Source organism: Citrobacter sp. Cpo040 (genome assembly GCF_030332915.1).
Lineage (GTDB): Bacteria > Pseudomonadota > Gammaproteobacteria > Enterobacterales > Enterobacteriaceae > Citrobacter > Citrobacter portucalensis.
The window spans coordinates 1,507,919-1,530,917 of record NZ_JAOWGX010000034.1 but is presented as its reverse complement, the minus strand read 5'-3'; the positions used below and the strand labels follow the sequence as shown (position 1 = coordinate 1,530,917).

The 22,999-nt window shown below is 50.5% G+C and carries 21 protein-coding genes and 5 tRNA genes; 11 read left to right on the top strand and 15 right to left on the bottom strand.

From position 1 onward, the window contains the following. Positions 1 to 3 precede the first annotated feature (3 nt). From OGX86_RS12090 to OGX86_RS12080, 3 genes are all read right to left on the bottom strand, one after another. Positions 4 to 79, bottom strand: a tRNA-Val gene (locus tag OGX86_RS12090). A gap of 47 nt (positions 80 to 126) precedes the next feature. Further along, positions 127 to 202 (bottom strand) — tRNA-Val (locus tag OGX86_RS12085). A 46-nt stretch (positions 203 to 248) separates the two neighbouring features. Continuing rightward, positions 249 to 324: transfer RNA gene (locus OGX86_RS12080), tRNA-Val, on the bottom strand. 258 nt (positions 325 to 582) lie between these two features. Between OGX86_RS12080 and gltX the strand changes: the two genes are divergently transcribed. Continuing rightward, the gene (gene gltX, locus OGX86_RS12075) at positions 583 to 1,998 is read left to right on the top strand and encodes a glutamate--tRNA ligase (protein ID WP_008785393.1); all 1,416 of its coding nucleotides are present in this window, start codon (positions 583 to 585) and stop codon (positions 1,996 to 1,998) included. A gap of 56 nt (positions 1,999 to 2,054) precedes the next feature. Here the strand turns inward: gltX and OGX86_RS12070 are convergent, their stop codons facing one another. Continuing rightward, a complete protein-coding gene (locus OGX86_RS12070; RefSeq protein WP_003834896.1) occupies positions 2,055 to 2,447 on the bottom strand; it encodes a MerR family transcriptional regulator in 393 nt (130 codons plus the stop codon). 1 nt (position 2,448) lies between these two features. Then, complete coding sequence (locus OGX86_RS12065) at positions 2,449 to 2,811, bottom strand: YfeC-like transcriptional regulator (protein ID WP_003028277.1); 363 nt, start codon at positions 2,809 to 2,811, stop codon at positions 2,449 to 2,451. 221 nt (positions 2,812 to 3,032) lie between these two features. Here OGX86_RS12065 and OGX86_RS12060 point away from each other — a divergent pair. Together OGX86_RS12060 and OGX86_RS12055 are read left to right on the top strand one after the other, a co-directional pair. Further along, a tRNA-Ala gene (locus tag OGX86_RS12060) sits at positions 3,033 to 3,108 on the top strand. Positions 3,109 to 3,150: 42 nt separating this feature from the next. Beyond that, positions 3,151 to 3,226, top strand: a tRNA-Ala gene (locus OGX86_RS12055). Positions 3,227 to 3,376: 150 nt separating this feature from the next. On the opposite strand, the gene nupC is transcribed toward OGX86_RS12055, so the two are convergent. Continuing rightward, positions 3,377 to 4,579, bottom strand: coding sequence for a nucleoside permease NupC (nupC, locus tag OGX86_RS12050; protein WP_003834893.1), 1,203 nt, complete (start codon positions 4,577 to 4,579; stop codon positions 3,377 to 3,379). 273 nt (positions 4,580 to 4,852) lie between these two features. Between nupC and OGX86_RS22845 the strand changes: the two genes are divergently transcribed. Further along, positions 4,853 to 4,927 (top strand): hypothetical protein, encoded by a 75-nt coding sequence (locus OGX86_RS22845; protein WP_418219455.1) that lies wholly within the window; start codon positions 4,853 to 4,855, stop codon positions 4,925 to 4,927. Then, positions 4,924 to 6,162, top strand: a complete 1,239-nt coding sequence (locus OGX86_RS12045) for an Nramp family divalent metal transporter (RefSeq protein ID WP_008785392.1) — start codon at positions 4,924 to 4,926, stop codon at positions 6,160 to 6,162. Before OGX86_RS22845 ends, OGX86_RS12045 begins: the two co-directional genes overlap by 4 nt. Before the next feature lie 32 nt (positions 6,163 to 6,194). Here OGX86_RS12045 and ypeC read toward each other — a convergent pair whose 3' ends face one another. Both ypeC and mgrA read right to left on the bottom strand, forming a co-directional pair. Further along, positions 6,195 to 6,521 carry a DUF2502 domain-containing protein YpeC gene (gene ypeC, locus OGX86_RS12040; protein WP_003834889.1) on the bottom strand — a complete coding sequence of 109 codons (327 nt, stop codon included), beginning with the start codon at positions 6,519 to 6,521 and terminating at the stop codon, positions 6,195 to 6,197. 137 nt (positions 6,522 to 6,658) lie between these two features. Further along, on the bottom strand, positions 6,659 to 7,648 hold the full coding sequence (gene mgrA, locus OGX86_RS12035; RefSeq protein WP_048234784.1) for an L-glyceraldehyde 3-phosphate reductase: 990 nt from the start codon (positions 7,646 to 7,648) through the stop codon (positions 6,659 to 6,661). A 182-nt stretch (positions 7,649 to 7,830) separates the two neighbouring features. Between mgrA and OGX86_RS12030 the strand changes: the two genes are divergently transcribed. Further along, on the top strand, positions 7,831 to 9,483 hold the full coding sequence (locus OGX86_RS12030) for an alpha-keto acid decarboxylase family protein (protein ID WP_286640115.1): 1,653 nt from the start codon (positions 7,831 to 7,833) through the stop codon (positions 9,481 to 9,483). On the opposite strand, the gene OGX86_RS12025 is transcribed toward OGX86_RS12030, so the two are convergent. Beyond that, positions 9,484 to 10,719, bottom strand: coding sequence for an ion channel protein (locus OGX86_RS12025; protein WP_286640114.1), 1,236 nt, complete (start codon positions 10,717 to 10,719; stop codon positions 9,484 to 9,486). A gap of 204 nt (positions 10,720 to 10,923) precedes the next feature. On the opposite strand from OGX86_RS12025, the gene glk reads away from it, so the two are divergent. Beyond that, positions 10,924 to 11,889, top strand: coding sequence for a glucokinase (glk, locus tag OGX86_RS12020; protein WP_003028256.1), 966 nt, complete (start codon positions 10,924 to 10,926; stop codon positions 11,887 to 11,889). 26 nt (positions 11,890 to 11,915) lie between these two features. On the opposite strand, the gene OGX86_RS12015 is transcribed toward glk, so the two are convergent. From OGX86_RS12015 to OGX86_RS12005, 3 genes are all read right to left on the bottom strand, one after another. Beyond that, positions 11,916 to 12,938 (bottom strand): hypothetical protein, encoded by a 1,023-nt coding sequence (locus OGX86_RS12015; protein WP_286640113.1) that lies wholly within the window; start codon positions 12,936 to 12,938, stop codon positions 11,916 to 11,918. A gap of 123 nt (positions 12,939 to 13,061) precedes the next feature. Then, the gene (locus OGX86_RS12010) at positions 13,062 to 13,796 is read right to left on the bottom strand and encodes a LytR/AlgR family response regulator transcription factor (protein ID WP_286640112.1); all 735 of its coding nucleotides are present in this window, start codon (positions 13,794 to 13,796) and stop codon (positions 13,062 to 13,064) included. Positions 13,797 to 13,810: 14 nt separating this feature from the next. Continuing rightward, positions 13,811 to 15,508 (bottom strand): sensor histidine kinase, encoded by a 1,698-nt coding sequence (locus tag OGX86_RS12005; RefSeq protein ID WP_008785387.1) that lies wholly within the window; start codon positions 15,506 to 15,508, stop codon positions 13,811 to 13,813. Between the two features lie 387 nt (positions 15,509 to 15,895). Here OGX86_RS12005 and alaC point away from each other — a divergent pair, with 387 nt between their 5' ends. Further along, entirely contained in the window at positions 15,896 to 17,134 is a 1,239-nt protein-coding gene (gene alaC / locus OGX86_RS12000; RefSeq protein WP_286640111.1) for an alanine transaminase, read from the top strand. Positions 17,135 to 17,201: 67 nt separating this feature from the next. Here the strand turns inward: alaC and ypdK are convergent, their stop codons facing one another. Beyond that, positions 17,202 to 17,273: a membrane protein YpdK gene (gene ypdK / locus OGX86_RS11995; protein ID WP_010723117.1), complete on the bottom strand. Its 72-nt coding sequence runs from the start codon at positions 17,271 to 17,273 to the stop codon at positions 17,202 to 17,204. A gap of 343 nt (positions 17,274 to 17,616) precedes the next feature. On the opposite strand from ypdK, the gene OGX86_RS11990 reads away from it, so the two are divergent. Then, the gene (locus OGX86_RS11990) at positions 17,617 to 18,231 is read left to right on the top strand and encodes a lysozyme inhibitor LprI family protein (RefSeq protein WP_048224909.1); all 615 of its coding nucleotides are present in this window, start codon (positions 17,617 to 17,619) and stop codon (positions 18,229 to 18,231) included. A gap of 41 nt (positions 18,232 to 18,272) precedes the next feature. Here OGX86_RS11990 and lpxP read toward each other — a convergent pair whose 3' ends face one another. Next, complete coding sequence (gene lpxP / locus OGX86_RS11985) at positions 18,273 to 19,193, bottom strand: kdo(2)-lipid IV(A) palmitoleoyltransferase (RefSeq protein ID WP_020996694.1); 921 nt, start codon at positions 19,191 to 19,193, stop codon at positions 18,273 to 18,275. Positions 19,194 to 19,632: 439 nt separating this feature from the next. Between lpxP and OGX86_RS11980 the strand changes: the two genes are divergently transcribed. Further along, a complete protein-coding gene (locus OGX86_RS11980; protein ID WP_008785383.1) occupies positions 19,633 to 19,875 on the top strand; it encodes a DUF2545 family protein in 243 nt (80 codons plus the stop codon). 109 nt (positions 19,876 to 19,984) lie between these two features. On the opposite strand, the gene pgtP is transcribed toward OGX86_RS11980, so the two are convergent. Beyond that, the gene (gene pgtP / locus OGX86_RS11975; protein WP_168978086.1) at positions 19,985 to 21,376 is read right to left on the bottom strand and encodes a phosphoglycerate transporter PgtP; all 1,392 of its coding nucleotides are present in this window, start codon (positions 21,374 to 21,376) and stop codon (positions 19,985 to 19,987) included. 415 nt (positions 21,377 to 21,791) lie between these two features. Between pgtP and pgtC the strand changes: the two genes are divergently transcribed. Continuing rightward, complete coding sequence (pgtC, locus tag OGX86_RS11970; RefSeq protein ID WP_286640186.1) at positions 21,792 to 22,991, top strand: phosphoglycerate transport regulator PgtC; 1,200 nt, start codon at positions 21,792 to 21,794, stop codon at positions 22,989 to 22,991. Positions 22,992 to 22,999 lie beyond the last annotated feature (8 nt).

Genomic DNA, 22,999 nt, shown 5'->3' with positions numbered 1-22,999 from the left:
AAGTGGTGGGTGATGACGGGATCGAACCGCCGACCCCCTCCTTGTAAGGGAGGTGCTCTCCCAGCTGAGCTAATCACCCACTTCGGTACTTCAATTTTATCGTAAGAAATCCAGCTGGAGAGAAAGTGGTGGGTGATGACGGGATCGAACCGCCGACCCCCTCCTTGTAAGGGAGGTGCTCTCCCAGCTGAGCTAATCACCCACTTCTCAATTTCTTACTCTACACGGCGGAGACTACATAAAGTAGTTGGTGGGTGATGACGGGTTCGAACCGCCGACCCCCTCCTTGTAAGGGAGGTGCTCTCCCAGCTGAGCTAATCACCCCCGCTGTGTGGAGTCGCATTATAGGGAGAGTTGAAAATGAGTCAACGCATTTTCTAAAGAATTTGTTCGTTCGTCGTAAATTTAAACAAAACGATCGCAAATCAATCCATGCAGCATGATTTGTATACGAAAATGGCAAAGCGTGATGTTCCAACCTGAACAACATTGAGGAATCAGGCCACAGTGATAGAATACGAGCCTGATAATCTTCCCAGGATTTGCCGGTTGTCGGCATCTTTATAAACGTAAGGCCATTTCATGAAAATCAAAACTCGCTTCGCGCCAAGCCCGACAGGTTACCTGCATGTCGGTGGTGCGCGTACTGCTCTATATTCCTGGCTTTTTGCACGTAACCATGACGGTGAGTTTGTGCTGCGTATTGAAGACACCGATCTTGAACGCTCCACTCCGGAAGCTATTGAAGCCATTATGGATGGCATGAACTGGCTGAATCTGGAATGGGATGAAGGCCCGTACTTCCAGACCAAACGTTTTGATCGCTACAACGCCGTGATTGATGAGATGCTGGAAGCCGGTACCGCGTATAAATGCTACTGCTCCAAAGAGCGTCTGGACGCGCTGCGCGAAGAGCAGATGGCAAACGGTGAGAAGCCACGTTACGACGGTCGCTGCCGCCACGGCCATGAACATCATGCTGCTGATGAACCCTGCGTGGTGCGTTTTGCCAACCCGCAGGATGGATCCGTTATTTTTGACGACCAGATCCGTGGGCCGATCGAATTCAGCAACCAGGAGCTGGACGATCTGATCATCCGCCGTACTGACGGTTCCCCGACCTACAACTTCTGTGTTGTTGTCGACGATTGGGATATGGAAATCACCCACGTTATTCGTGGTGAAGACCATATCAACAACACTCCGCGTCAGATTAACATCCTGAAAGCGCTGAATGCGCCGGTGCCGGTTTATGCACACGTGTCGATGATCAACGGCGACGACGGTAAAAAACTCTCTAAACGTCACGGTGCGGTCAGCGTTATGCAGTATCGCGACGACGGTTACCTGCCGGAAGCGCTGCTGAACTATCTGGTGCGTCTGGGCTGGTCCAGCGGCGATCAGGAAATCTTCACCCGTGAAGAGATGATCAAACTGTTCTCCCTTGGTGCGGTGAGCAAGTCTGCCAGTGCGTTCAACACCGAAAAACTGCAGTGGCTGAACCATCACTACATTAATTCGCTGGCACCTGAATATGTGGCAACGCATCTGCAATGGCATATTGAGCAGGAAAATATCGATACTCGCGTCGGCCCGCAGCTGTCTGAGCTGGTTAAACTGCTGGGTGAGCGCTGCAAAACGCTGAAAGAGATGGCGCAGAGCTGCCGCTACTTCTACGAAGACTTTGCTGAGTTCGACGCGGATGCAGCTAAGAAACACCTGCGTCCGGTAGCGCGTCAGCCGCTGGAAGTGGTTCGCGATAAGCTGGCTGCTATCAGCGAGTGGACGGCAGAAAACGTGCATCACGCGATTCAGGCAACCGCTGATGAGCTGGAAGTGGGTATGGGTAAAGTTGGGATGCCGCTGCGCGTAGCCGTAACCGGCGCGGGTCAGTCTCCGGCGTTAGACGTAACGGTGCATGCGATTGGTAAATCCCGCAGCATTGAGCGTATTAATAAAGCGCTGGCGTTTATTGCTGAGCGTGAAAGCCAGCAGTAAGACCGGTTGAGCGATGAAACAACGGCAGGAGCGCATCCTGCCGTTTTTTTTGCCTGTTATTCAGACTCATCAATACCCAGACGGGTAAGGAAAGTGCGAATACCTTCGCGCGAAATATACATTGCCAGCTTTTCTTGTTCCGTTGGGGACATGTTGTCCAGTGCGCTAATTATCTGGCGACAGGCGTGGCTACGCACCACGTGGGTGTATTCTGCCAGCGGTTCCTCAGCCTGATAAATTTCAGGGACTTTGCGAAAAGCCGGAATATTGAGCAGAAACGTACGGACGCTGGAGTCGATATGGATCAGCCTTGCACGACCCCCTTTAACGCCGGGAAACTTTTCGGTGGTCCAGTTTTGTTCTCTGATCCAACGATTGACGGTTTGTTTGGCAACCCCGAGACATTCCGCCAGTTCTTCGGTCGTCATTTTGCTGCGTAATTTTTTCATATTATTTGTTGTCGCGGATCCCTAAGCGTTGTAACAAACCCGTAATGCCTTCACGCAGGATCAGTGACGTAAACATTTTTTGTTCTGACGGAGTCATCTCTTTGGCGAGCCTAATCAGTAGAGCTTCGATAGAGGTATCGCCGGATAACGATAAATTATCTGATAAACCTTCGGCTGAACGCTCAGCGCTGCGAATGTATTCACGAACTTGTTCGGTGACGTGAACCAGACGCGCTTTACCGCCCTGTACGCCTGGTTTTGGTGATGTAGCCCAACCCTCCTTGCGCACCCATTTATTGATGGTCTGTCGGCTGTATCCGGTCAGATTAGCAAGTTCTTCTGGCGTCATCCGTTCCTTGAACATAACGATTCCCTGAATAGTCGTGGGGTTAATTAGTGGCTCATTTTATAGCACCATTTTAGTAGAAACCGTGACGCGTTTAACTACTGAATGCGAGTTGTTACGCAATGTTCTTCATTTGACTGCTTTTTCAGCGATTGAATTCTATGAGTTAATTTTGCCGTTGACACACGCGAAGGGAATTCATATGATGCCGCCCGTCAACTCGACAAGCTTTACGTAATGGGGCTATAGCTCAGCTGGGAGAGCGCTTGCATGGCATGCAAGAGGTCAGCGGTTCGATCCCGCTTAGCTCCACCAAATTTAATCCCAATGAATTTGGTATGTACGTAATAGCATCGTGGGGCTATAGCTCAGCTGGGAGAGCGCTTGCATGGCATGCAAGAGGTCAGCGGTTCGATCCCGCTTAGCTCCACCAAAATTTAAACCCTCGCTGAAAAGCGGGGGTTTTTTGTTTCTGTATCCTACCTGTTCTTACCCTGTATCTCTTCGGTTTGCTGGATAGCAGGCATAAAAAAACCGGGGAGAAGAATCTCCCCGGTCTTATCAATACGACGTTGTCTTACGCTTACAGCACCAGTGCGGCGATAGATGCAGACAGTACGCTCACCAGCGTAGAGCCGTACACCAGCTTCAGACCGAAGCGGGAAACCACGTTACCTTGCTCTTCGTTCAGACCTTTAATCGCACCGGCGATAATACCGATGGAAGAGAAGTTAGCGAAGGAGACCAGGAACACGGACAGGATACCTTCTGCACGCGGAGAGAGCGTGGCGGCAATTTTCTGCAGATCCATCATCGCGACGAATTCGTTGGAAACCAGTTTGGTTGCCATGATACTGCCCACCTGCAGCGCTTCGCTGGACGGCACACCCATTACCCATGCAACCGGGTAGAAGATGTAGCCCAGGATGCCCTGGAAGGAGATGCTGTAGCCAAACCAGCCGGTCACGGTGGCGAACAGGGCGTTCAGGGCCGCGATCAGCGCGATGAAACCAATCAGCATCGCCGCAACGATAATTGCCACTTTGAAACCTGCCAGGATGTATTCACCCAGCATTTCGAAGAAGCTCTGGCCTTCGTGCAGGTTAGACATCTGGATGTTTTCTTCGCTGGCATCAACGGTGTACGGGTTGATCAGCGACAGCACGATAAAGGTGCTGAACATGTTCAGAACCAGCGCTGCAACCACGTACTTCGGCTCCAGCATGGTCATGTACGCGCCGACGATAGACATGGAAACGGTCGACATCGCCGTTGCAGCCATGGTGTACATACGGTTGCGAGACATTTTGCCGAGAATATCTTTATAGGCGATAAAGTTCTCGGACTGACCCAGGATCAGGGAGCTGACGGCGTTGAAGGATTCCAGCTTGCCCATACCGTTCACTTTGGATAACAGGAAACCAATCGCGCGGATGATAACCGGCAGAACGCGGATATGCTGCAAAATACCGATAAGAGCGGAAATGAAGACGATTGGGCACAGCACTTTCAGGAAGAAGAATGCCAGGCCTTTGTCGTTCATGCTGCCGAAGACAAAGTTTGTCCCTTCATTAGCGAATCCGAGGAGTTTTTCAAACATCTCGGAGAAGCCTCTCACGAAGCCCAGACCGACATCAGAGTTCAGGAAGAACCATGCCAGTAACACTTCAATAACAAGCAATTGAATAACATAACGAATGCGGATTTTTTTACGGTCACTGCTTACCAGCAGTGCGAGTACCGCAACCACGGCAAGGGCCAGGACGAAATGAAGAACGCGGTCCATATTTGCTCCAAATATGAGGCAGGTTTAGTTTTCGTGCACATTCTATGTAACAACCATAAAGAAAACGAGATCAAACACACACTATAATAAGGACCTGTGACGAGATTCAAAATTAGTGATCGGTGATACACTTCTGTTATGTTTAGTATGGAAGTGAAAAGTTATGTCATTGTGCTAATCTCATAACAATAATTAAACATCTCACCGGTATTTCCAGAATCCTTATCGATCCATAGACAAACGCTATCAGAGAAATCAACTTCACCCATTAAAATGAATTTGATAATCATTCTCAATAGGCGTAGCTTGAAACATAGCAAAGGCTATGTTTCTGAGGCACTAAAATGACTAACGATCGCGTTGAGAGTAGCAGTGGACGGGCAGCGCGCAAGTTGAAGCTCGCATTAATGGGACCTGCGTTCATCGCGGCGATCGGCTACATCGATCCGGGCAACTTCGCCACCAACATCCAGGCAGGGGCCAGCTTTGGCTATAAATTGTTGTGGGTGGTGGTCTGGGCAAATCTGATGGCGATGCTGATTCAGGTGCTGTCGGCAAAGCTGGGTATTGCCACGGGTAAAAACCTGGCGGAGCAAATTCGCGATCACTATCCTCGTCCGGTGGTGTGGTTCTACTGGGTGCAGGCCGAAATTATCGCCATGGCGACAGACCTTGCTGAATTCATTGGTGCCGCGATTGGTTTCAAATTGATCCTCGGCGTGTCGTTATTGCAGGGGGCCGTGCTCACCGGTATCGCGACTTTTTTGATTCTGATGTTGCAGCGCCGTGGGCAAAAACCGCTGGAAAAAGTGATTGGCGGCTTGCTGCTGTTTGTGGCTGCGGCTTACATTGTGGAACTGATCTTTTCCCAGCCGAACTTCGCGCAACTTAGCAAGGGAATGGTTATCCCGAGCCTGCCTAATTCCGAAGCGGTGTTCCTGGCGGCTGGCGTGCTCGGCGCGACTATCATGCCACACGTCATTTATCTGCACTCTTCCTTAACTCAGCATCTGCACGGCGGAACACGTCAACAGCGCTATGCGGCCACGAAATGGGATGTGGCAATCGCCATGACGATTGCTGGATTTGTCAATCTGGCGATGATGGCGACGGCTGCCGCTGCATTTCACTTTAGCGGGCATACCGGTATTGCCGATCTCGATCAAGCGTATCTGACACTTGAACCGCTGTTGAGTCACGCTGCGGCGACGGTATTCGGTTTAAGCCTGGTGGCTGCGGGACTTTCTTCTACCGTGGTCGGTACGTTGGCCGGGCAGGTGGTGATGCAAGGGTTTATCCGCTTTCACATTCCGCTTTGGGTACGCCGTACCGTCACCATGATGCCATCATTTATTGTGATTTTGATGGGACTGGATCCGACGCGTATTCTGGTGATGAGCCAGGTATTGCTCAGTTTTGGTATTGCACTGGCGCTGGTGCCGCTACTGATCTTTACCAGTGACGGTAAGCTGATGGGCGATTTGGTGAATACCCGTTGGGTAAAACAGGTAGGCTGGGTGATTGTTGTACTGGTGGTGGCGCTTAATATCTGGCTGTTGGTAGGAACCGCACTCGGTTTGTAAAAACAAAAGGGCCCGTTGGCCCTTTTGTTACATTAATGATGATGTTTGTGGCCACGCCCGCGACCGCGGTGGTCGTCACGATCGTTCCAGCCTTCACGATAACCACGCTCATAAGCTTTGCGTTTGTCCCAGCCACGATGGTAGCCGTTGTCATGACGCCACCAGCGATTTTTGCGCCACTCATAGTTATGGTGCCAGTAATCCCGGTCGCGCCAGCGGCCGCCATCCCAGTAGTTACCGTAGTTATCGCGATCGCCAATTTGTAATTTTATTGATGGCAGCAGGGTGATTTCGCCAGCGTTCGCGGCCAGCGGTGTAAAAGCCAATAAGACTGCCGCCAGAATCAGTGACCTGAACATGTTTTCTCTCCTTCACGATCGAGCCGTAGCCGGCCTGTTAACGTAATATTACGGGGCAGTAAAGCCCCGTTTCATCGCCTTAACTCTTAAATCGCAAGTGAGAGCACTTTTTGTTAATAAATGTGTCTTTATTTCAATCAACTCAGGATAGCATCAATCTCCGCGCACTCTTCAGACGTAAAGTGACGGTTTGCCAGCATACCGACAGCGTCTTCAATCTGCGCCGTTTTACTCGCGCCAATCAGCACGGACGTGACTTTGTCATCCCGTAACACCCATGCTAGCGCCATTTGGGAAAGCTTTTGCCCGCGTCGTTCTGCCAGCACATTCAGCGCCCGCACTTTTTCCAGTTTTTGTGGAGTGATCTGGTCCGGATTCAGAAAGCGACTGGTGCTTGCCGCACGAGAATCCGCAGGAATGCCGTTCAGATAGCGGTCGGTTAACTGTCCGCCAGCCAGCGGTGAGAAGGCGATACTGCCGACACCTTTTTCCTGTAATAGCGACAGCAAGCCGCCTTCGACCCAACGTTCAAACATGGAATATTTGGGCTGGTGAATAAGGCATGGCGTACCTAAATCGTCGAGTATTTCAATCGCCTGCCTGGCAAGATCTGCTGGATAGTTAGACAACCCGACGTACAGCGCTTTGCCCTGACGGACGATGTGATCCAGCGCGCGCATGGTTTCTCTGAGCGGTGTTTCAGGGTCGGGGCGATGGTGGTAGAAGATATCGACATACTCCAGCCCCAGACGCTTCAGGCTTTGATCGAGACTGGCAATCAGATATTTGCGTGAACCCCAGTCACCGTAGGGACCTTCCCACATGGTGTAGCCCGCTTTTGTGGAGATAATAAGCTCATCTCGCCACGGTAAAAAATCTTCCTGCAGGATCCGACCAAAATTCCGTTCTGCCGAACCCGGCGGTGGACCATAGTTATTTGCCAGATCAAAATGGTTAATCCCCAGATCGAATGCGCGCTGTAGCAATGCGCGACTGTTCTCGACCTGCGTGGTATCGCCAAAATTGTGCCACAAACCCAGAGAGACAATCGGGAGCTTAAGGCCGCTTTGACCGCAGCGGCGGTACTCCATTGTCTGATAACGATTTTCATCTGCGTGATAAACCATGTCACCTCCCTTCCACAATGCGTGTGTCTTTCAGTGTATACGGTTACACCGTCGATTCTTCAATGAATTTTAACCGCCAAAACTGTAAATCCTGCTTTCCACCCTTTCACAGCGACTTTCCTGGACAGTCATCACAGTTCTTCGATACTCAACATGAGGTTACCGTCAGAAGGATAGCTGTCATGCAAACCCCGTATTCCGTTGCTGATTATCTGCTGGACAGGCTGGCAGGCTGTGGCGTCGGCCATCTCTTTGGTGTGCCGGGCGATTATAATTTGCAGTTTCTTGACCACGTGATTGAACATCCCAACGTATGTTGGGTCGGGTGTGCGAATGAATTGAATGCGGCTTATGCGGCAGATGGCTATGCCCGGGTATCCGGGGTTGGGGCGCTGCTCACCACGTTTGGTGTGGGGGAGTTAAGCGCAATTAACGGTATCGCGGGTAGCTTCGCGGAATATGTTCCTGTTTTGCATATTGTCGGCGCACCCTGTCGCGGCGCGCAGCGTCGCGGAGAGTTGATGCATCACACTTTGGGTGACGGTGACTTTCAGCATTTTTACCGCATGCAGCAGGCAGTAACAACGGCCAGCGCGATACTGGATGAACAAAATGCCTGCTATGAAATTGACCGTGTGTTGCGAATGATGCTCAGCGAGCGCAGGCCGGGCTATCTGATGCTGCCTGCTGATGTGGCTAAACAGCCTGCTACGCCACCGAATGATATTATGATTGTTCCTCTGAGCGAGCCGGAAAGCAGCGTGATAGAGGCGTTTCGCTACCATGCCCGTGAACGATTGCTGGACAGCCCACGCGTAGCGTTGCTGGCCGACTTCCTCGCGCTGCGTTTTGGCCTGCAGCCGGTTTTACAGCGCTGGATGGCGGAAACGCCGATGGCTCATGCCACGTTGTTGATGGGCAAAGGACTGTTTGATGAGCGTCACCCGGCGTTTGTTGGCACGTACAGCGCTGGAGCCAGCAGCGATTATGTACGTCAGGCGATAGAAGATGCCGATACGATAATGTGTGTCGGCACACAATTTGTCGACACCCTCACTGCTGGGTTTACACAACAGCTACCGCAGGATCGCACCATTGACGTTCAGCCCCATGCGTCACGAATTGGATCCCACTGGTTTAACATCCCGATGGAGCAGGCGGTCACCACATTACGTGAGTTGTGCCTGGAAATGTCGTTTTCTCTACCGCCAGAACGTCCGCCAATTAGGCGTGTTCAGGTTGAGAAGGGCCAACTGACGCAGGAAAACTTCTGGCACACGGTGCAGCAGTTTCTGAAGCCTGATGACATTATCCTCGTCGATCAGGGAACCGCCGCCTTTGGCGCGGCTGCGCTCTCACTACCTTGCGGGGCGGAAGTACTGGTTCAACCTTTGTGGGGATCTATCGGCTACGCGCTCCCGGCGGCATTCGGTGCGCAAACGGCCTGTCCGGACCGTCGGGTGATCCTGATTATTGGTGATGGCGCGGCGCAGCTCACCATTCAGGAGCTGGGCTCCATGCTCAGAGACGGGCAATCGCCGGTTATTTTACTGCTCAACAATGACGGTTATACCGTGGAGCGGGCCATACATGGGGCAAATCAGCGCTATAACGACATCGCCGCCTGGAGCTGGACGTCGGTGCCGCAGGCGTTTAGTCGTGAATGTCAGGCAGAATGTTGGCGGGTGAAGCTGGCGGTACAGTTGGAAGAGGTGCTGGCCCGGTTGTCCAATCCGCAACGATTGTCGTTAATTGAGGTGGTGCTACCGAAAGCCGATCTTCCTGAATTATTGCGCACGGTGACCCGTGCGCTGGAATCTCGCAACGGCGGATAGCTATTTATCAGGGCGCTCAGCGACCATCATCGGTTTGCCTGCCAGCAGCAGCCAGGCGGGCAGCATGACGATGCACAGCAGCGGTAGCAGGGTGGAATCTGGCACCACCACTGCTGCCATAAACAGGCTCAGCCAGGCGTCACGGGTGACGACCAGCACCAGCCCGAGAATAGAGCAAGAAACCGTGATGGCAGCCGGCACAGCTTCAACATGGGCGTGCAGCATCAGGCCAAGCGCGACGCCAACGAATACCGCCGGGAAGATTCGTCCGCCGCGAAAACCACTCGCCGCTGCTACCACCAATGCCGTTAGTTTGATCACGGCGAGCATGAAATAATCTGATGTCCCCAGCGTTTGGCTAAATGCCATTTGCTGCATTTCGTCCAGTCCCTTAAACAAGGTAAGCGGCCCGCCGATAACACCCAAAATACCAAGGATAAAACCGCCTGCCCCGAGGATCAGCACCGGGTGTCTTAATCGATGCATTAAATGGTGCAAACGCGGCAGACACCAGACGGCAACCATCCCAGCGGCAATGGCGATGGCAGCAACAACCGCGCCGCTGAGGATATCGATCAAGTGCATCTGCGTGTAGTGCGCGATGGGCAGTGAAAAATGGGGGTGAAAAAACAGGCTGGTGGTTAGCGAACCCGCGGCGGCGGCCATTAACGGTGCAAACAGGCGATCCCACAAGGGCACATCGTTTGAGCTATTTAGCGTTTGCGAAAATATCAGCGCGGCGGCAACGGGGGTACCAAATAGCGCGCCGATGGTGCCGGCAGAGGCGAGAATGGTCCAGTCCAGCTTCGCAATGCGCGGAAACATGCGGCTACCAAGTGCCACTGCCAGTGCGATATTCACGGTCATGATGGGGTGTTCCGGACCCAGACTGACGCCACCCGCGAGGCCGAGGATTAGCGCTGCCAGCAGGCCCGGTATTGCTGACGTTGGCACCGGCATACCAATTAACGGTTCACAGGCCGGATCCGGGCCTGCGTGGCCATGGCTGTAACGGATAACTAACCCGACCATGATCCCCGTGAGTGTCAGCATACCGATAATCCAGACCGGAGAGTCCTGGGCTATACCGATGCTAACAGGCAGACGTTCCCACAAAAACTGCTGTAAAACGGAAGCCACTTTCATCACAACGATCAACACCAGGCTGGACGCTATGCCAATGATTAGCGCTGGGATTGATAGCAAGAGCATCGTTCTGGCTCGCGGATGGAGCATTTTCTATTCCTTAAAACAGATTCATAGACATAGTTTGCACAGCCTGCCTGACGACATCGCTGCAAATGGTGCTGAAACGATAAAGTAATTGTGTGATCTGGATCGATTTTCCACGGGCATCAGCCTTCAGACCGTTGTTGTTATGTCCCCATGAATTTACAGTGTGGCAAAGATTTATTCTGACTTTAGCGGAGCAGTGGAAGAATGACAAAATATGCTTTAGTAGGGGATGTTGGCGGCACCAACGCGCGTCTTGCTCTGTGCGATATTGCCAGTGGCGAGATTTCGCAGGCAAAAACCTATTCCGGGTTGGATTATCCAAGTCTGGAGGCGGTGGTGCGCGTGTACCTGGATGAGCATAGCGTTAGCGTTGAAGATGGTTGTATTGCCATTGCCTGTCCGATAACCGGCGACTGGGTGGCAATGACCAACCATACCTGGGCGTTCTCTATTGCTGAGATGAAAAAAAACCTGGGCTTCAGCCATCTGGAAATCATCAATGATTTCACCGCTGTGTCGATGGCGATCCCGATGCTGAAAAAAGAGCATTTAATCCAGTTTGGTGGCGCGGAACCTGTTGAAGGTAAACCTATTGCTGTTTATGGCGCAGGAACCGGGCTCGGCGTGGCGCATCTGGTCCACGTGGATAAACGCTGGGTAAGCCTCCCTGGTGAAGGCGGCCACGTGGATTTTGCGCCTAACAGCGAGGAAGAGGGAATTATCCTTGAGGTTCTGCGCGCGGAAATAGGTCACGTGTCCGCAGAACGCGTGCTGTCTGGTCCGGGACTGGTGAATCTGTATCGCGCGATCGTCAAATCTGACGGACGCCTGCCGGAAAATCTGCAGCCGAAGGATATCACCGCACGGGCGCTGGAAGATTCTTGCATTGACTGTCGTCGTGCGCTGTCGCTGTTCTGCGTCATCATGGGACGTTTTGGTGGCGATCTGGCGTTAACGCTGGGCACATTTGGCGGTGTGTACATCGCCGGCGGTATTGTGCCGCGCTTCCTCGACTTTTTTAAAGCGTCGGGCTTCCGCGGTGGTTTTGAAGATAAAGGTCGTTTTAAAGCCTACGTGCAGGATATTCCGGTGTATCTGATCGTGCACGATAATCCAGGACTACTTGGCGCTGGTGCGCATTTACGTCAGACGCTGGGCCACATTTTGTAAGGTCAGGGCCGGATGGTGCTCAGCGCTTATCCGGCCTTGTCGTTCTGGCTGTTCATATTTTCTAAAATTATCTTGATCATCTGTTGTTCAAATAAATCGGCATGCAGGTATCTTGTGTTTTTATATTTTTTATCGGTATCCAGATAGGGTTGATGCAAACAACATTCTGGCGGCGTGCATGAGATCAGGGTGTTAATAAGGTCAATTGGTTTAGGGTATTCAACAAATAGCGGGCCATGGCGATAGTTATTTTTATTTTGCCATTCCGCCAGATCGTCCATGAAACACTCTGCGGTTGGTTTTGGCATCGCGCTGGCTTTATCTTTGCCCAATACAATATAAACCATGTTGTATAACCCGTGCGCGTATGGCCAGAACATTTTATGGAGCTTAGTGAGTCCCGGTTCTCTCAATGCAGATACGCTTTTACAATATAAATCGAGTTGTGTCCCTGCTTCTGTCACATCCTCATCCAGGAGCGCCATCAGGTAGCGGAGGATGAACATATCGCTTGCTGTCTGCTTCGCGGCCAGTACCTTTTGCGCTCTTTTTCTGGCATCCACTGCAAAGTCTGCACGTTTGTACCACACCGCCATCATTAAATTCGTCATGGCCAGGTTAACAGGGTGACCGTTATCACTCATGCCCAATTTTTCAGGCAATAAGAGCGGTACTCGGTCAAATAAACCCGCGGCAAGAATCTCCAGTGTCGTCCATACATTAATACTGTGATCGCAGCCTGAGTCCACACCCTGCGTCACATGTTTAATCATCGCAGACTGTCGCAGGGATAAGTGCAGAGATTCCATATTATTTGACTGTATCGCGGTTTTATATCCTAATAAATCCGGGCTGCGCTTCATGCGCAGCATAAAAAGCCATGAACTCAGCTGTTGTTGCAGTGAATAATCCAGATGGCATTGTTCATGAATATCCAGGCACTCAGCTAAATAATCGTCCGTACTTATCCATATCAGGGCATTTTTTTCCGCTTCTTTTGCGTATTCGCGTAGATATGTACGTTGATATTTTTCGCTCAGCTTTGCCATGACATCACCTGTAAAAAATAGAGTGACGACCAATATACTACAAACTTAGTTCCGCTATCCTGTTAGTCGCGGAAACGACTGAAAGCGCGCGCTGTACTCTCCATTCGTCACGCTTTTTCAGCACTATAAATGCATTAATTGTCTGAATTCTTTCACTTTGCTCCGACTAACCGGGATTTCAAATTCCAGATCCTTTAAACGCAGAATATAAGTGTTGTTAAACCAGGGTTCGATCTCGCGGATTTTATTCAGATTTACGCAGAACGAGCGGTGGCAGCGGAAGAAATGCGAAGCCGGCAGTTTGCTGCAAAATTCACTGATGTTCATCGGCATGACGTATGATTCTCGTCGCGTATAGACGAACGTCATCTTTTCATGCGCTTCAGCGTAGTAGATGTCGTTGATTGGGGTCACGATGATCCGCTCATCCTTGATCAGGTTGAGCGTATCGTTTTCGCGGGCCACCGGACTTACAGGAGACGTTCCCGTTTGCTGTTGCTGCCAGGCGGCTTCTAGCTTTTGCAGCATACTGACAATGCGTGATTCCTGGTACGGCTTCAGAATGTAGTCAAAAGCTTCCAGTTCGAAGGCTTCAACAGCATGCTCTTTCCATGCGGTAATAAACACAATAAAGGGTTTATGCGCGAACTGGCTGATATTTTGTGCCAGCAATACGCCGTCCAGCGAGGGAATATTAATATCCAGAAAAATGGCGTCAACGCGGTTGTGCTGGAGATATTTCAGCACGTCCAGACCATCGTCAAACGTGCCGACAATCTCCATCTGGCTGTGCTCTTTTATCAGCCAGCTCAGTTCCTGTTGGGCCAGGAATTCATCTTCAACAATGATGACTTTCACGACTTCACTCCTGGTTAAAGCAATAATGTAGTTGGCGCGGCTGCGGGCGAGTGCACATTAGGTACATAAAAGGCAATCTCTGTGCCTGGCTCCAGACGGCGGATATGTAATCCCTCACCGTAGAGCAGCTTAACGCGATGGTGCACATTCAACAGACCAATTTTATTGCCCGGCATTTCATTGGACTCGACCCGTTCAATCACTTTTGGGTCGATACCATGACCCGTATCTCGTACGGCAATCCGTACCCGGTTGCCGCACTCCGCAACGCTGATGGTGACCACACCTTTCCCTTTGCAGGGCTGGATCCCATGGACGATAGCGTTCTCGACCAACGGCTGAATCAGCAGGCTGGGAATAAAACAGCTTACCTCTTCATCGATATCATAAATAACGGTCAGCTTGTCGCCAAAGCGGGCCTGTTCGATGGTGATGTAATCCTTGATTTGATACAGCTCTTTCTTGATGTCGATCTGCTCATCGTCTTTTAATTCAATATTATAGCGAAGATAGCGCGACAAATTAAAAATGAGCTGACGTGCGGTGTCCGGGTTAAGCCGCACCGACGATGAAATCGCGTTCAGGGCATTAAACAGAAAATGGGGATTTATTTTGCTTTGCAGCGCGCGTAGCTCTGCCTTATTTGCCATTTCTCGTAGTTGCTCTGCGCGGGAGACTTCAAGCTGGGTGGAGATGATTTGCGACAGACCGATCGCCATTTCCTGTAACGAGGAAGTGATTTGATGAGCGTGACAGTAGTAGATCTTCAGCGTGCCGGTCACGACGCCTTTCTCCCAAAGCGGGATCACCAGCATGGAGTGAATTTCCGGGGTGCGATGCGCTTCATCATTGTTTTTTATGATGATTTTACCGTGATTTATGGCCTCCTGCGTGGTGGGGCTGACGAAGTCATCGTTATCGCGGTAGTTGATCTCTCCAACGCCAACATAGGCCAGAACGTGCTGAGTATTGGTGATGGCAACCGCGTCAGCGTGGATATCGTGGCGAATAATTTCGCACACCTGGCGTAACGACTCGCTGTTGACCTGACGAAAGAGCGGCAGCGTTTTGTTGGCGATATCCAGCGCCAGCTTGGCCTGTTTTGCAGCGCTGGCTTCTTTCTCACCTTCAACGCTTTGTACCAGCATCACGATAAAACCAATACAGACGCTGCCGAGGATCATTGGGATACCGATTTTTGAGACAATATCCAGCCCCAGCTCGGTGGTGGGTGCCCAGGCGACGACGAGGATCATGGTCAGTGATTCGCACAGCATTCCGCCTAAAATACCCGCGCGCCAGTGCTGCGCTTTGGGGATCTTACGGTTGATCCACCCGGCAATGCAGCCAGCCAGAATGCTGGTAATAAAGCAGGGTAGGGCAGTTACGCCGCCAATATCGATCAGGTAACGGTGGGTGCCTGCGATCAGCCCCGTAATAATGCCAACCCACGGACCGAACAGGATCCCTCCTGACATGACCGCGATAATACGCACATTGACCAGAGAACCTTCTACCGGTACGCCTGACCAGGTACTGAACAGGGCAAACATGGAGAAAATCGCGGTAACGGCGAGCAGCTCTTTTGGGGAGTGGGCTGACTTGTGCAACAGTTCGCGAAACAGGCGGATACGAATCAGGAAAAACAGACAGAACAGCATCAGTGCTGCCCGGTCAAATACCGCCAGCAGCATATTGAATATTTCGTGCACGGGTGACTCTTGCGCAAGGGTTAAACCACTATGATAGGTAACCTGAGGCAGGATGACCAGCATCCCCGCAGTTCAGAGCTAATGGGGAAAAACCATAATATTAAAAGGGGATTGTTGCATGATTGTTGTATTTACAATACCTGTCCTGTGAGCACTGCGTTCAAGGTAATGTATTTAACAACAAAATGTTAAATGATGGTAATTTTTGGCGGGTTGTGAAAATGGTTATTTCCTCATTTTGCTCAGCTGTTCCTCTTTTTCGTCAGGAAAAAATATTTTGTTTTGCCTCTCGACAGAAGGAAATTATTCAGGCTATTTTCTAAACGTGCCACCATCGTGGCAGCGTCGCTCGGACGGTCCGGGCGCTAACGTTAATCTGAGGATATTATGGCTGACTCCCGCCCTGAACGTCGCTTTACGCGTATTGATCGCCTTCCCCCGTACGTTTTTAACATCACCGCTGAACTGAAGATGGCTGCGCGTCGGCGCGGCGAAGATATTATCGATTTCAGTATGGGGAACCCGGATGGAGCCACGCCTCCTCACATTGTCGAAAAACTGTGTACCGTGGCGCAGCGCCCGGATACTCACGGTTACTCCACCTCACGCGGCATTCCGCGTTTGCGTCGGGCGATTTCCCGCTGGTACCAGGAACGCTATGACGTTGAGATCGATCCTGAATCCGAAGCCATTGTGACCATCGGTTCCAAAGAGGGGCTGGCGCACCTGATGCTGGCAACGCTCGATCACGGTGATACGGTCCTCGTGCCCAACCCAAGTTATCCCATCCATATCTATGGCGCGGTGATTGCCGGCGCGCAGGTGCGTTCAGTGCCGCTGGTTGAGGGGGTCGACTTCTTTAATGAGCTGGAACGCGCAATACGCGAAAGTTACCCGAAGCCGAAGATGATGATCTTAGGTTTCCCATCCAACCCGACCGCGCAGTGCGTCGAGCTGGAATTCTTTGAGAAAGTGGTGGCCCTGGCTAAACGCTATGACGTGTTGGTGGTTCACGACCTGGCCTACGCTGATATTGTTTATGACGGCTGGATGGCGCCATCGATTATGCAGGTACCCGGCGCTCGCGACGTCGCTGTTGAATTTTTCACCCTGTCGAAAAGCTACAACATGGCGGGATGGCGTATCGGGTTTATGGTGGGCAACAAAACGCTGGTGAACGCGCTGGCGCGAATCAAGAGCTATCACGATTACGGGACCTTTACGCCACTGCAGGTTGCAGCAATTGCCGCGCTGGAAGGCGATCAGCAATGTGTGCGGGATATCGCTGAGCAATATAAACGTCGTCGTGATGTGCTGGTCAAAGGACTGCATGAAGCAGGCTGGATGGTCGAGATGCCAAAGGCCTCAATGTACGTTTGGGCGAAAATTCCAGAGCAATACGCCGGGATGGGGTCACTTGAGTTTGCCAAGAAGCTGCTGAACGAAGCGAAGGTATGCGTTTCGCCAGGGATTGGGTTTGGTGATTATGGTGATACGCATGTGCGATTTGCGTTGATTGAAAACCGTGACCGTACCCGCCAGGCTATTCGCGGCATCAAGGCGATGTTTCGCGCAGATGGCCTGTTACCGACCAGTGCAAAACCGGCTTCTGAAAGTATCGACTGATAGAATGTTTCCCCAAAATGCAAAACAGGAGCCTGATGGCTCCTGTTTTTTTGCTGCGTCTTTTAATTTAGATCATCAGGGCGAAAGTACCGGCCCAAACGATGACCATAAAAGAAATGCCCATAAAGAAATATTTCACTTTTCATCTCTCCGCATACCTGGGGTACGTCTAAATGAACATATGCTTACCTGACATAGAGCTGATGCACTCGCGAACGAAAGGGAGAATCCCCCTCATTTGCTTGGCTGCATCACCTCAGAATTCTGAGCTTTAATGCTCCAGACGGCGCTAATGTACGCCTAAAAATGAGGAGAGACAAGAGGCATTTTTTTATTTAATTTTAATAACTTACAACTGTCGTGATTCGGCGACAGTTTAATTTCTGCCGGTAATAAATTGCTATTGAGCGACGTAATGGTTACTCGGAGAATTCTCATATCGCCATGATGTTAATGCGGTTAATTTTTCGCGAAATGAGATAATGAAAAGGTTAAAAATGACCAGATTAATGATGTTAGCACTCGTTTTTACGCCATTGACGTCGATGGCGGCCTCACCGTTGGCGTTTAATTTCAGCTGCGCAAGTATTGGTGGCGTGAATAGTGATGGCAAAGGCAATGTTTGGATTGATGGCTCGAAGGCGACGGTGAAGGCCTTCAATGAAAATTACTGGGAAGCCAAAAGCGGGAACAATACGGTTTCTATTTCTCGTAAAGATGACGGGAATCCGGACGTTTCCTGGAGTGGGCCGAATCGAAAGCACGGGGTATGCCTGCCTGAAGATAATATTGACTTTTCTGGGGCCAAAAAATCGACCAGCACTGGACCCTCTTTTTCCTGCGCTGCGGTTGCAAAGGGCAGTATCGAAGAGATTATCTGCCACAGTCCTTCGCTCTCAGAAATGGATTTAGCGTTAAACGGGGCCTACAAGCAGGCGCTGGTTAAATCGAGCAATAACCAGACGCTGAAAGCAGAGCAGCGCGGTTGGGTGAAAGGGCGTAACGAGTGCTGGAAGGAACAGGATAAATCAGCCTGCATCGCCCGCAACTACAGCGAGCGAATGGCTGAACTGCACAGCAAATGGGGCGTTAAGTAATTCAACCGCAGAAAAAAAGAAAGGCCTTACGGCCTTTCTTTTTAGATATACAACGAAGCTTCACCCATCGGGCGAGTTTTGAAGCGACGGTGGATCCAGAGATACTGCTCGGGTGCACGCATGATCTCTTTTTCGATAATTTTGTTCATATACGCCGCAGCCTGGCTTTCATCTGCCGGGTAACCTTCCATTTCTGGGGTGATGAACAGGCGGTAACCGGTGTTATCTGCTTTTCTCACCATGGTTACGGTCAGCATTGCTGCGCCCGATAACCGTGACAGTACGTAGGTACCGTTGGTGGTCGCCACGTCTTTAACTGCGAAGAAGGGGGCGAATGAACTCCCTTTACGACCATAGTCCTGATCGGGGGCAAACCACACTGCCTCGCCTTTTTTCAGGGCGCCGACAATACCACGCAGATTATTTCTGCCGATCATCGCCTTGTTGGAGCGCATACGACCGCGGGTTTGGATCCACTCCATCAACTTATTATTGTGCGGGCGATAGGTTGCCATCATTGGCTGGCAAAGCCCCATTACGCGACCACCCAACTCGAGCGACATAAAGTGTACGCCAACGACCATCACGCCACGATTTTGCATCTGAGCGCGCTTCAGGTTGTCCAGCCCTTCTACATCAAACCATTTGCGCACCCGGCGGTCCGGCCAGAACCAGGCCATACCTGTTTCAAGCAGCCCCATGCCGAGCGAACGGAAATTCTCATCGACCAGTTTGTCTCTTTCTTCCTGTGACAGATTTGGGAAACAGAGTTCGAGATTTTTACGTGCAATAGATTCACGGCGTTTTAAAAATGGACGAGCCAGCGTTCCTGTACGGGTACCAAGAAAACACAATACGGGATAGGGAAGCTGTACCAGTAACCAGAGCACACCAACACCAAACCATGTGAGCCAGTAGCGCGGATGCAAAAACGCGCGTGAAAATTTACATTGGGGGAACATAAGCACCTGTTGTTGATACGAAATAGATGTATCGCGAAGATTCTTTGCCTGTCGCTTTACACTCTGCACTGATCGTTAGGCCGCCATGAACGACATTGGTTCCTGTAAAGAGTGTAAAACTGAGTCAGGACAAAACCACGAGGGGGCATGAATGATCGGACGCACAATGTACACCCGAAAATTAATGTCAGCCAGAAATAATTACTCAAGATTCGTAAATGTTTTTAGGGCGATTAAGGGCAAAATTTCGCCTATATATAATTCGTTGTTTTTATGATGATTAAATAAACGACGGAGAACAGTGTAATAGTAAGCGGTCGAATGATTTTTGTGAATAAAATGTTGCTCAAATTGCAAGCGGATAGGAATTGTCTTAGAATATAAAGTTAAGGGAGTGTAAGGACTTACGTTAAGTTTACGGCAGACAGGAGGTATCGCTATGCTCTATTTCTGGACCTTTCTCATACTGAGCATTCTGTGCGTCAGTTGCTATATCTGGCAGGTTATAGGCGCTGCGGCGTCAATTAGCGCTTTTCTCGGCATGGCCATCCTTACGGCATTAATTTACGTTTTTACTATGCGGCTGACCAATGGTAACGAAATGGTAACTGGATTATTCCTGTTTCTTGCCCCGACATGTGGTTTGATCATTCGCTTTATGGTCGCGGATGGTAAGCAATAATTTGGAATGTTACGTTTAGCAATAAATTATCACCTTGAGTTATTTATTATTTATCTGAGTTTATTGAAGTGCCAGCATCGCTGGCACTTTTTTGTGAGGCCGAAATGAATTACCGGGCATCCGCCAACTGGAGTGATGCTTCCTCTTGCTGAGCATTTTTTCGCTGTTGCTCAAGTTCCAGCGCACCGCGATGAGAGAGGTAGCAGAACAGGATGCAGCAAACAATACCCCCCATCAGCAGATAGAAGCCGCCGTGCCACCCCATTTTGTCGACCATTACGCCAAACAGACTGGTGCCCAGCGATGCGCCAAAAATGTAGCTCATAAATCCGCGCAGTCCTACTGCAGAACCTACTGCGAAGCTGGGAACGATTTCCATCGTCTGAACAGAAGCGAGGAACTGTGGAACATAGATCAGGCAACCCACAATGGCGGCAAAAATAGTGACCATCAGCAGGGATTCACTTTTCCAGTAGCCGATCAAACAGACGAAAATCAGCGCCATACAAATCATGGCCAGCGGCATGCGACGGCCTTTAAACAGTTTATCGGTAAGCCAGCCCGCCAGTAATGTGGAAGGGATTGCCGCCCATTCAAAAAACAGAAAAGCGATGCTCATTTGCTCTTTCGAGAAATGTTTTTCGGTTAACAGATAAATAGGCAACCAGCTAATCATGCCAAAACGCACCATATAGACGAAGACATCTACCAGTGAAACATACCAGGCATTCTTATTACGCAGCACATAGGTGCAGAAAATCTGGAAGGCACTCATATTTTCTGGCGCCTGGTCAGTGTGTCGGGAATTTAATACTACTTTTTCTTCCGGCATCATTTCTTCCAGAGCCGGTAAGCCTTCCTGGCGCGGTGAACCTTTCCCCAGCATCAGCACAATAAAAGCAAACAGTACGGCAACACCGGCCGGGACAATATAGCTGGCGCTTTGCCAGTGCTCGCTCCCTAAAATGGCAAAGGCGGCACCAACAATCGGAGCGACAATACCACCGCCAACGTTGTGAGAAATATTCCAGAATGCGCCGACGCGTCCACGTTCTTTACGCGGAAACCAGTTGGCGATGGTAATAAATGAAGGGCCAACGCCCATACCCTGGAACAAACCGTTGAAAACGACCAGAGCGGCAAAAATCCAGAATCCGGTACTGAATCCTAAACCGACGTTTACGATGGCGCACAGAACCAGGCCGCATGCCATAAAGACCTTAGGGCTGGCCTTGTCTGCCAGACTACTCATAATGCCTTTACTGATCCCATAGGCAATAAGCATACAACTGCTGAGTAGACCAATTTGCGTGGCACTGAGATCCAGATGTTCTTTCAGGTACGGTGTTGAGAGCGTGAAGTTATTACGCACAATATAGTACGCAAGATAGCCAAGAAATACGCTGAGTAATGCCTGAATGCGGTATCGGCCATAAGTTTCCTGGACTTTCTCCGCCGGGACTTTATTTGCTGAAGGCCCTGCCTTAAATATGGATAACATATCATCACCTAAATTTATATTGATGTGAATATCAGGATTTTTCGTAGTGAAGAGTGAAATAGGCGGGCGAGAAATTCAAATAGATGAAATGTGTCACTATTGACTCAATTTTTGGATGGTGTGGCTTATTTTGACTCTTTTTAAATAATGGCTTTTCAATTCTATTCTTTTACGGACGCTTTTATCATCGGCGTGTGCGGATATTAACAAATTCAGACTGCATTTTCGGGTATTCTTTACCGATGTCGTCACTTTCCGTTTGGTTATTCTACGAATAACCTTATTCTTCCCCCAGTCGGTGATAAACGGGTAAGTTTTGTCTCAATATTTTTTTTTGCATATGTTGGTATTTATGAACGGGATCACAAACAGACTTTTGGGCCGGGGGCGTTGTTGGGCGTTCTCGCTCTGTTTTATGTCGTTGTCGGTGAGTTGCCTGGCGCAGGGTAAAGAGCTGGTAATGGCGACAACCTTTTCCCCTGGGGCAACGGCCTGGATTATTCAGCGTTGGCAGACTGAACCGGGGTCGGTGATGATTCGCACGTTAAACCGGACCAGCATTTCATTGGAGCAACTGCTGGATACCGCGAATGCGGAAAATGTTGATCTGATTTTGACCTCATCCCCTATGCTGTTACAGCATCTGCAGGAGCATCAGAAGCTGGCGTCCTTCGAAAATGCGTTGCCGGAAAGCCAGCGGCTGGTGCCAGACTCTATCCGTTCGACCTCCGTGGCAGTGGCGATATCTGGTTTTGGTCTGTTGATTAATCGTTCTGCGCTGGTGGCACGACATCTGTCGCCTCCTGCCGACTGGGGGGATTTAACGCTGCCCAAATATCAGAACGCACTGTTGATGAGTAGCCCATCGCGTTCGGATACCAACCATCTGATGGTTGAGTCATTGCTACAGCAAAAAGGGTGGGAAGCGGGGTGGGCGACGCTGCTGGCGAGTGCTGGAAATCTGGTGACGATTTCATCACGCAGTTTTGGCGTAGCCGACAAAATTAAGAGTGGCCTGGGCGTGGCGGGGCCGGTCATTGATAATTATGCCAACCTGTTGCTTAACGATCCTCACCTGACTTTTACCTATTTTCCACGCTCGGCGGTATCGCCAACCTATGTTGCTGTTCTCAAGAACAGCCAGCACCCCAATGAAGCGCGTCGTTTTATCCGCTATTTGTTAAGCCCGGAGGGGCAGCGGATCCTTGCTGATGCGAATACGGGGAAATATCCGGTAACGCAGCTCGCATCTGATAATCCCCGCGCTGCTCAGCAGGCTATTTTAATGAACCAGCCTCCGCTTAATTATCGGCTGATCCTTAAGCGACAACAGTTAGTGCAGCGGATGTTTGATACCGCCATCAGTTTCCGTCTTGCGCAACTGAAGGATGCATGGCGGGCACTATACAGTGCGGAAGCACGCCTGAAACGCCCGCTACCCGAAATCAGAGCCTTACTGACCAGCGTTCCGATAGATGCCAAAAGTAGTGAAGATGAAGCCTGGCTTGCGCAGTTTGATAATAAAAGCGTTGCCGAACAGCAGATGATGGAGTGGCAGCTCTGGTTTCTTAAAAACCAGCGTCAGGCGATATCAAAACTGGAAGAATTAAAATGAAAGGTGGA

Coding starts and splice junctions, on each gene's coding strand:
- gltX (WP_008785393.1), top strand. CDS start 583: ATGAAAATCAAAACTCGCTTCGCGCCAAGCCCGACAGGTTACCTGCAT.
- OGX86_RS12070 (WP_003834896.1), bottom strand. CDS start 2,447: ATGAAAAAATTACGCAGCAAAATGACGACCGAAGAACTGGCGGAATGT.
- OGX86_RS12065 (WP_003028277.1), bottom strand. CDS start 2,811: ATGTTCAAGGAACGGATGACGCCAGAAGAACTTGCTAATCTGACCGGA.
- nupC (WP_003834893.1), bottom strand. CDS start 4,579: ATGGACCGCGTTCTTCATTTCGTCCTGGCCCTTGCCGTGGTTGCGGTA.
- OGX86_RS12045 (WP_008785392.1), top strand. CDS start 4,924: ATGACTAACGATCGCGTTGAGAGTAGCAGTGGACGGGCAGCGCGCAAG.
- ypeC (WP_003834889.1), bottom strand. CDS start 6,521: ATGTTCAGGTCACTGATTCTGGCGGCAGTCTTATTGGCTTTTACACCG.
- mgrA (WP_048234784.1), bottom strand. CDS start 7,648: ATGGTTTATCACGCAGATGAAAATCGTTATCAGACAATGGAGTACCGC.
- OGX86_RS12030 (WP_286640115.1), top strand. CDS start 7,831: ATGCAAACCCCGTATTCCGTTGCTGATTATCTGCTGGACAGGCTGGCA.
- OGX86_RS12025 (WP_286640114.1), bottom strand. CDS start 10,719: ATGCTCCATCCGCGAGCCAGAACGATGCTCTTGCTATCAATCCCAGCG.
- glk (WP_003028256.1), top strand. CDS start 10,924: ATGACAAAATATGCTTTAGTAGGGGATGTTGGCGGCACCAACGCGCGT.
- OGX86_RS12015 (WP_286640113.1), bottom strand. CDS start 12,938: ATGGCAAAGCTGAGCGAAAAATATCAACGTACATATCTACGCGAATAC.
- alaC (WP_286640111.1), top strand. CDS start 15,896: ATGGCTGACTCCCGCCCTGAACGTCGCTTTACGCGTATTGATCGCCTT.
- OGX86_RS11990 (WP_048224909.1), top strand. CDS start 17,617: ATGAAAAGGTTAAAAATGACCAGATTAATGATGTTAGCACTCGTTTTT.
- lpxP (WP_020996694.1), bottom strand. CDS start 19,193: ATGTTCCCCCAATGTAAATTTTCACGCGCGTTTTTGCATCCGCGCTAC.
- OGX86_RS11980 (WP_008785383.1), top strand. CDS start 19,633: ATGCTCTATTTCTGGACCTTTCTCATACTGAGCATTCTGTGCGTCAGT.
- pgtP (WP_168978086.1), bottom strand. CDS start 21,376: ATGTTATCCATATTTAAGGCAGGGCCTTCAGCAAATAAAGTCCCGGCG.
- pgtC (WP_286640186.1), top strand. CDS start 21,792: ATGTCGTTGTCGGTGAGTTGCCTGGCGCAGGGTAAAGAGCTGGTAATG.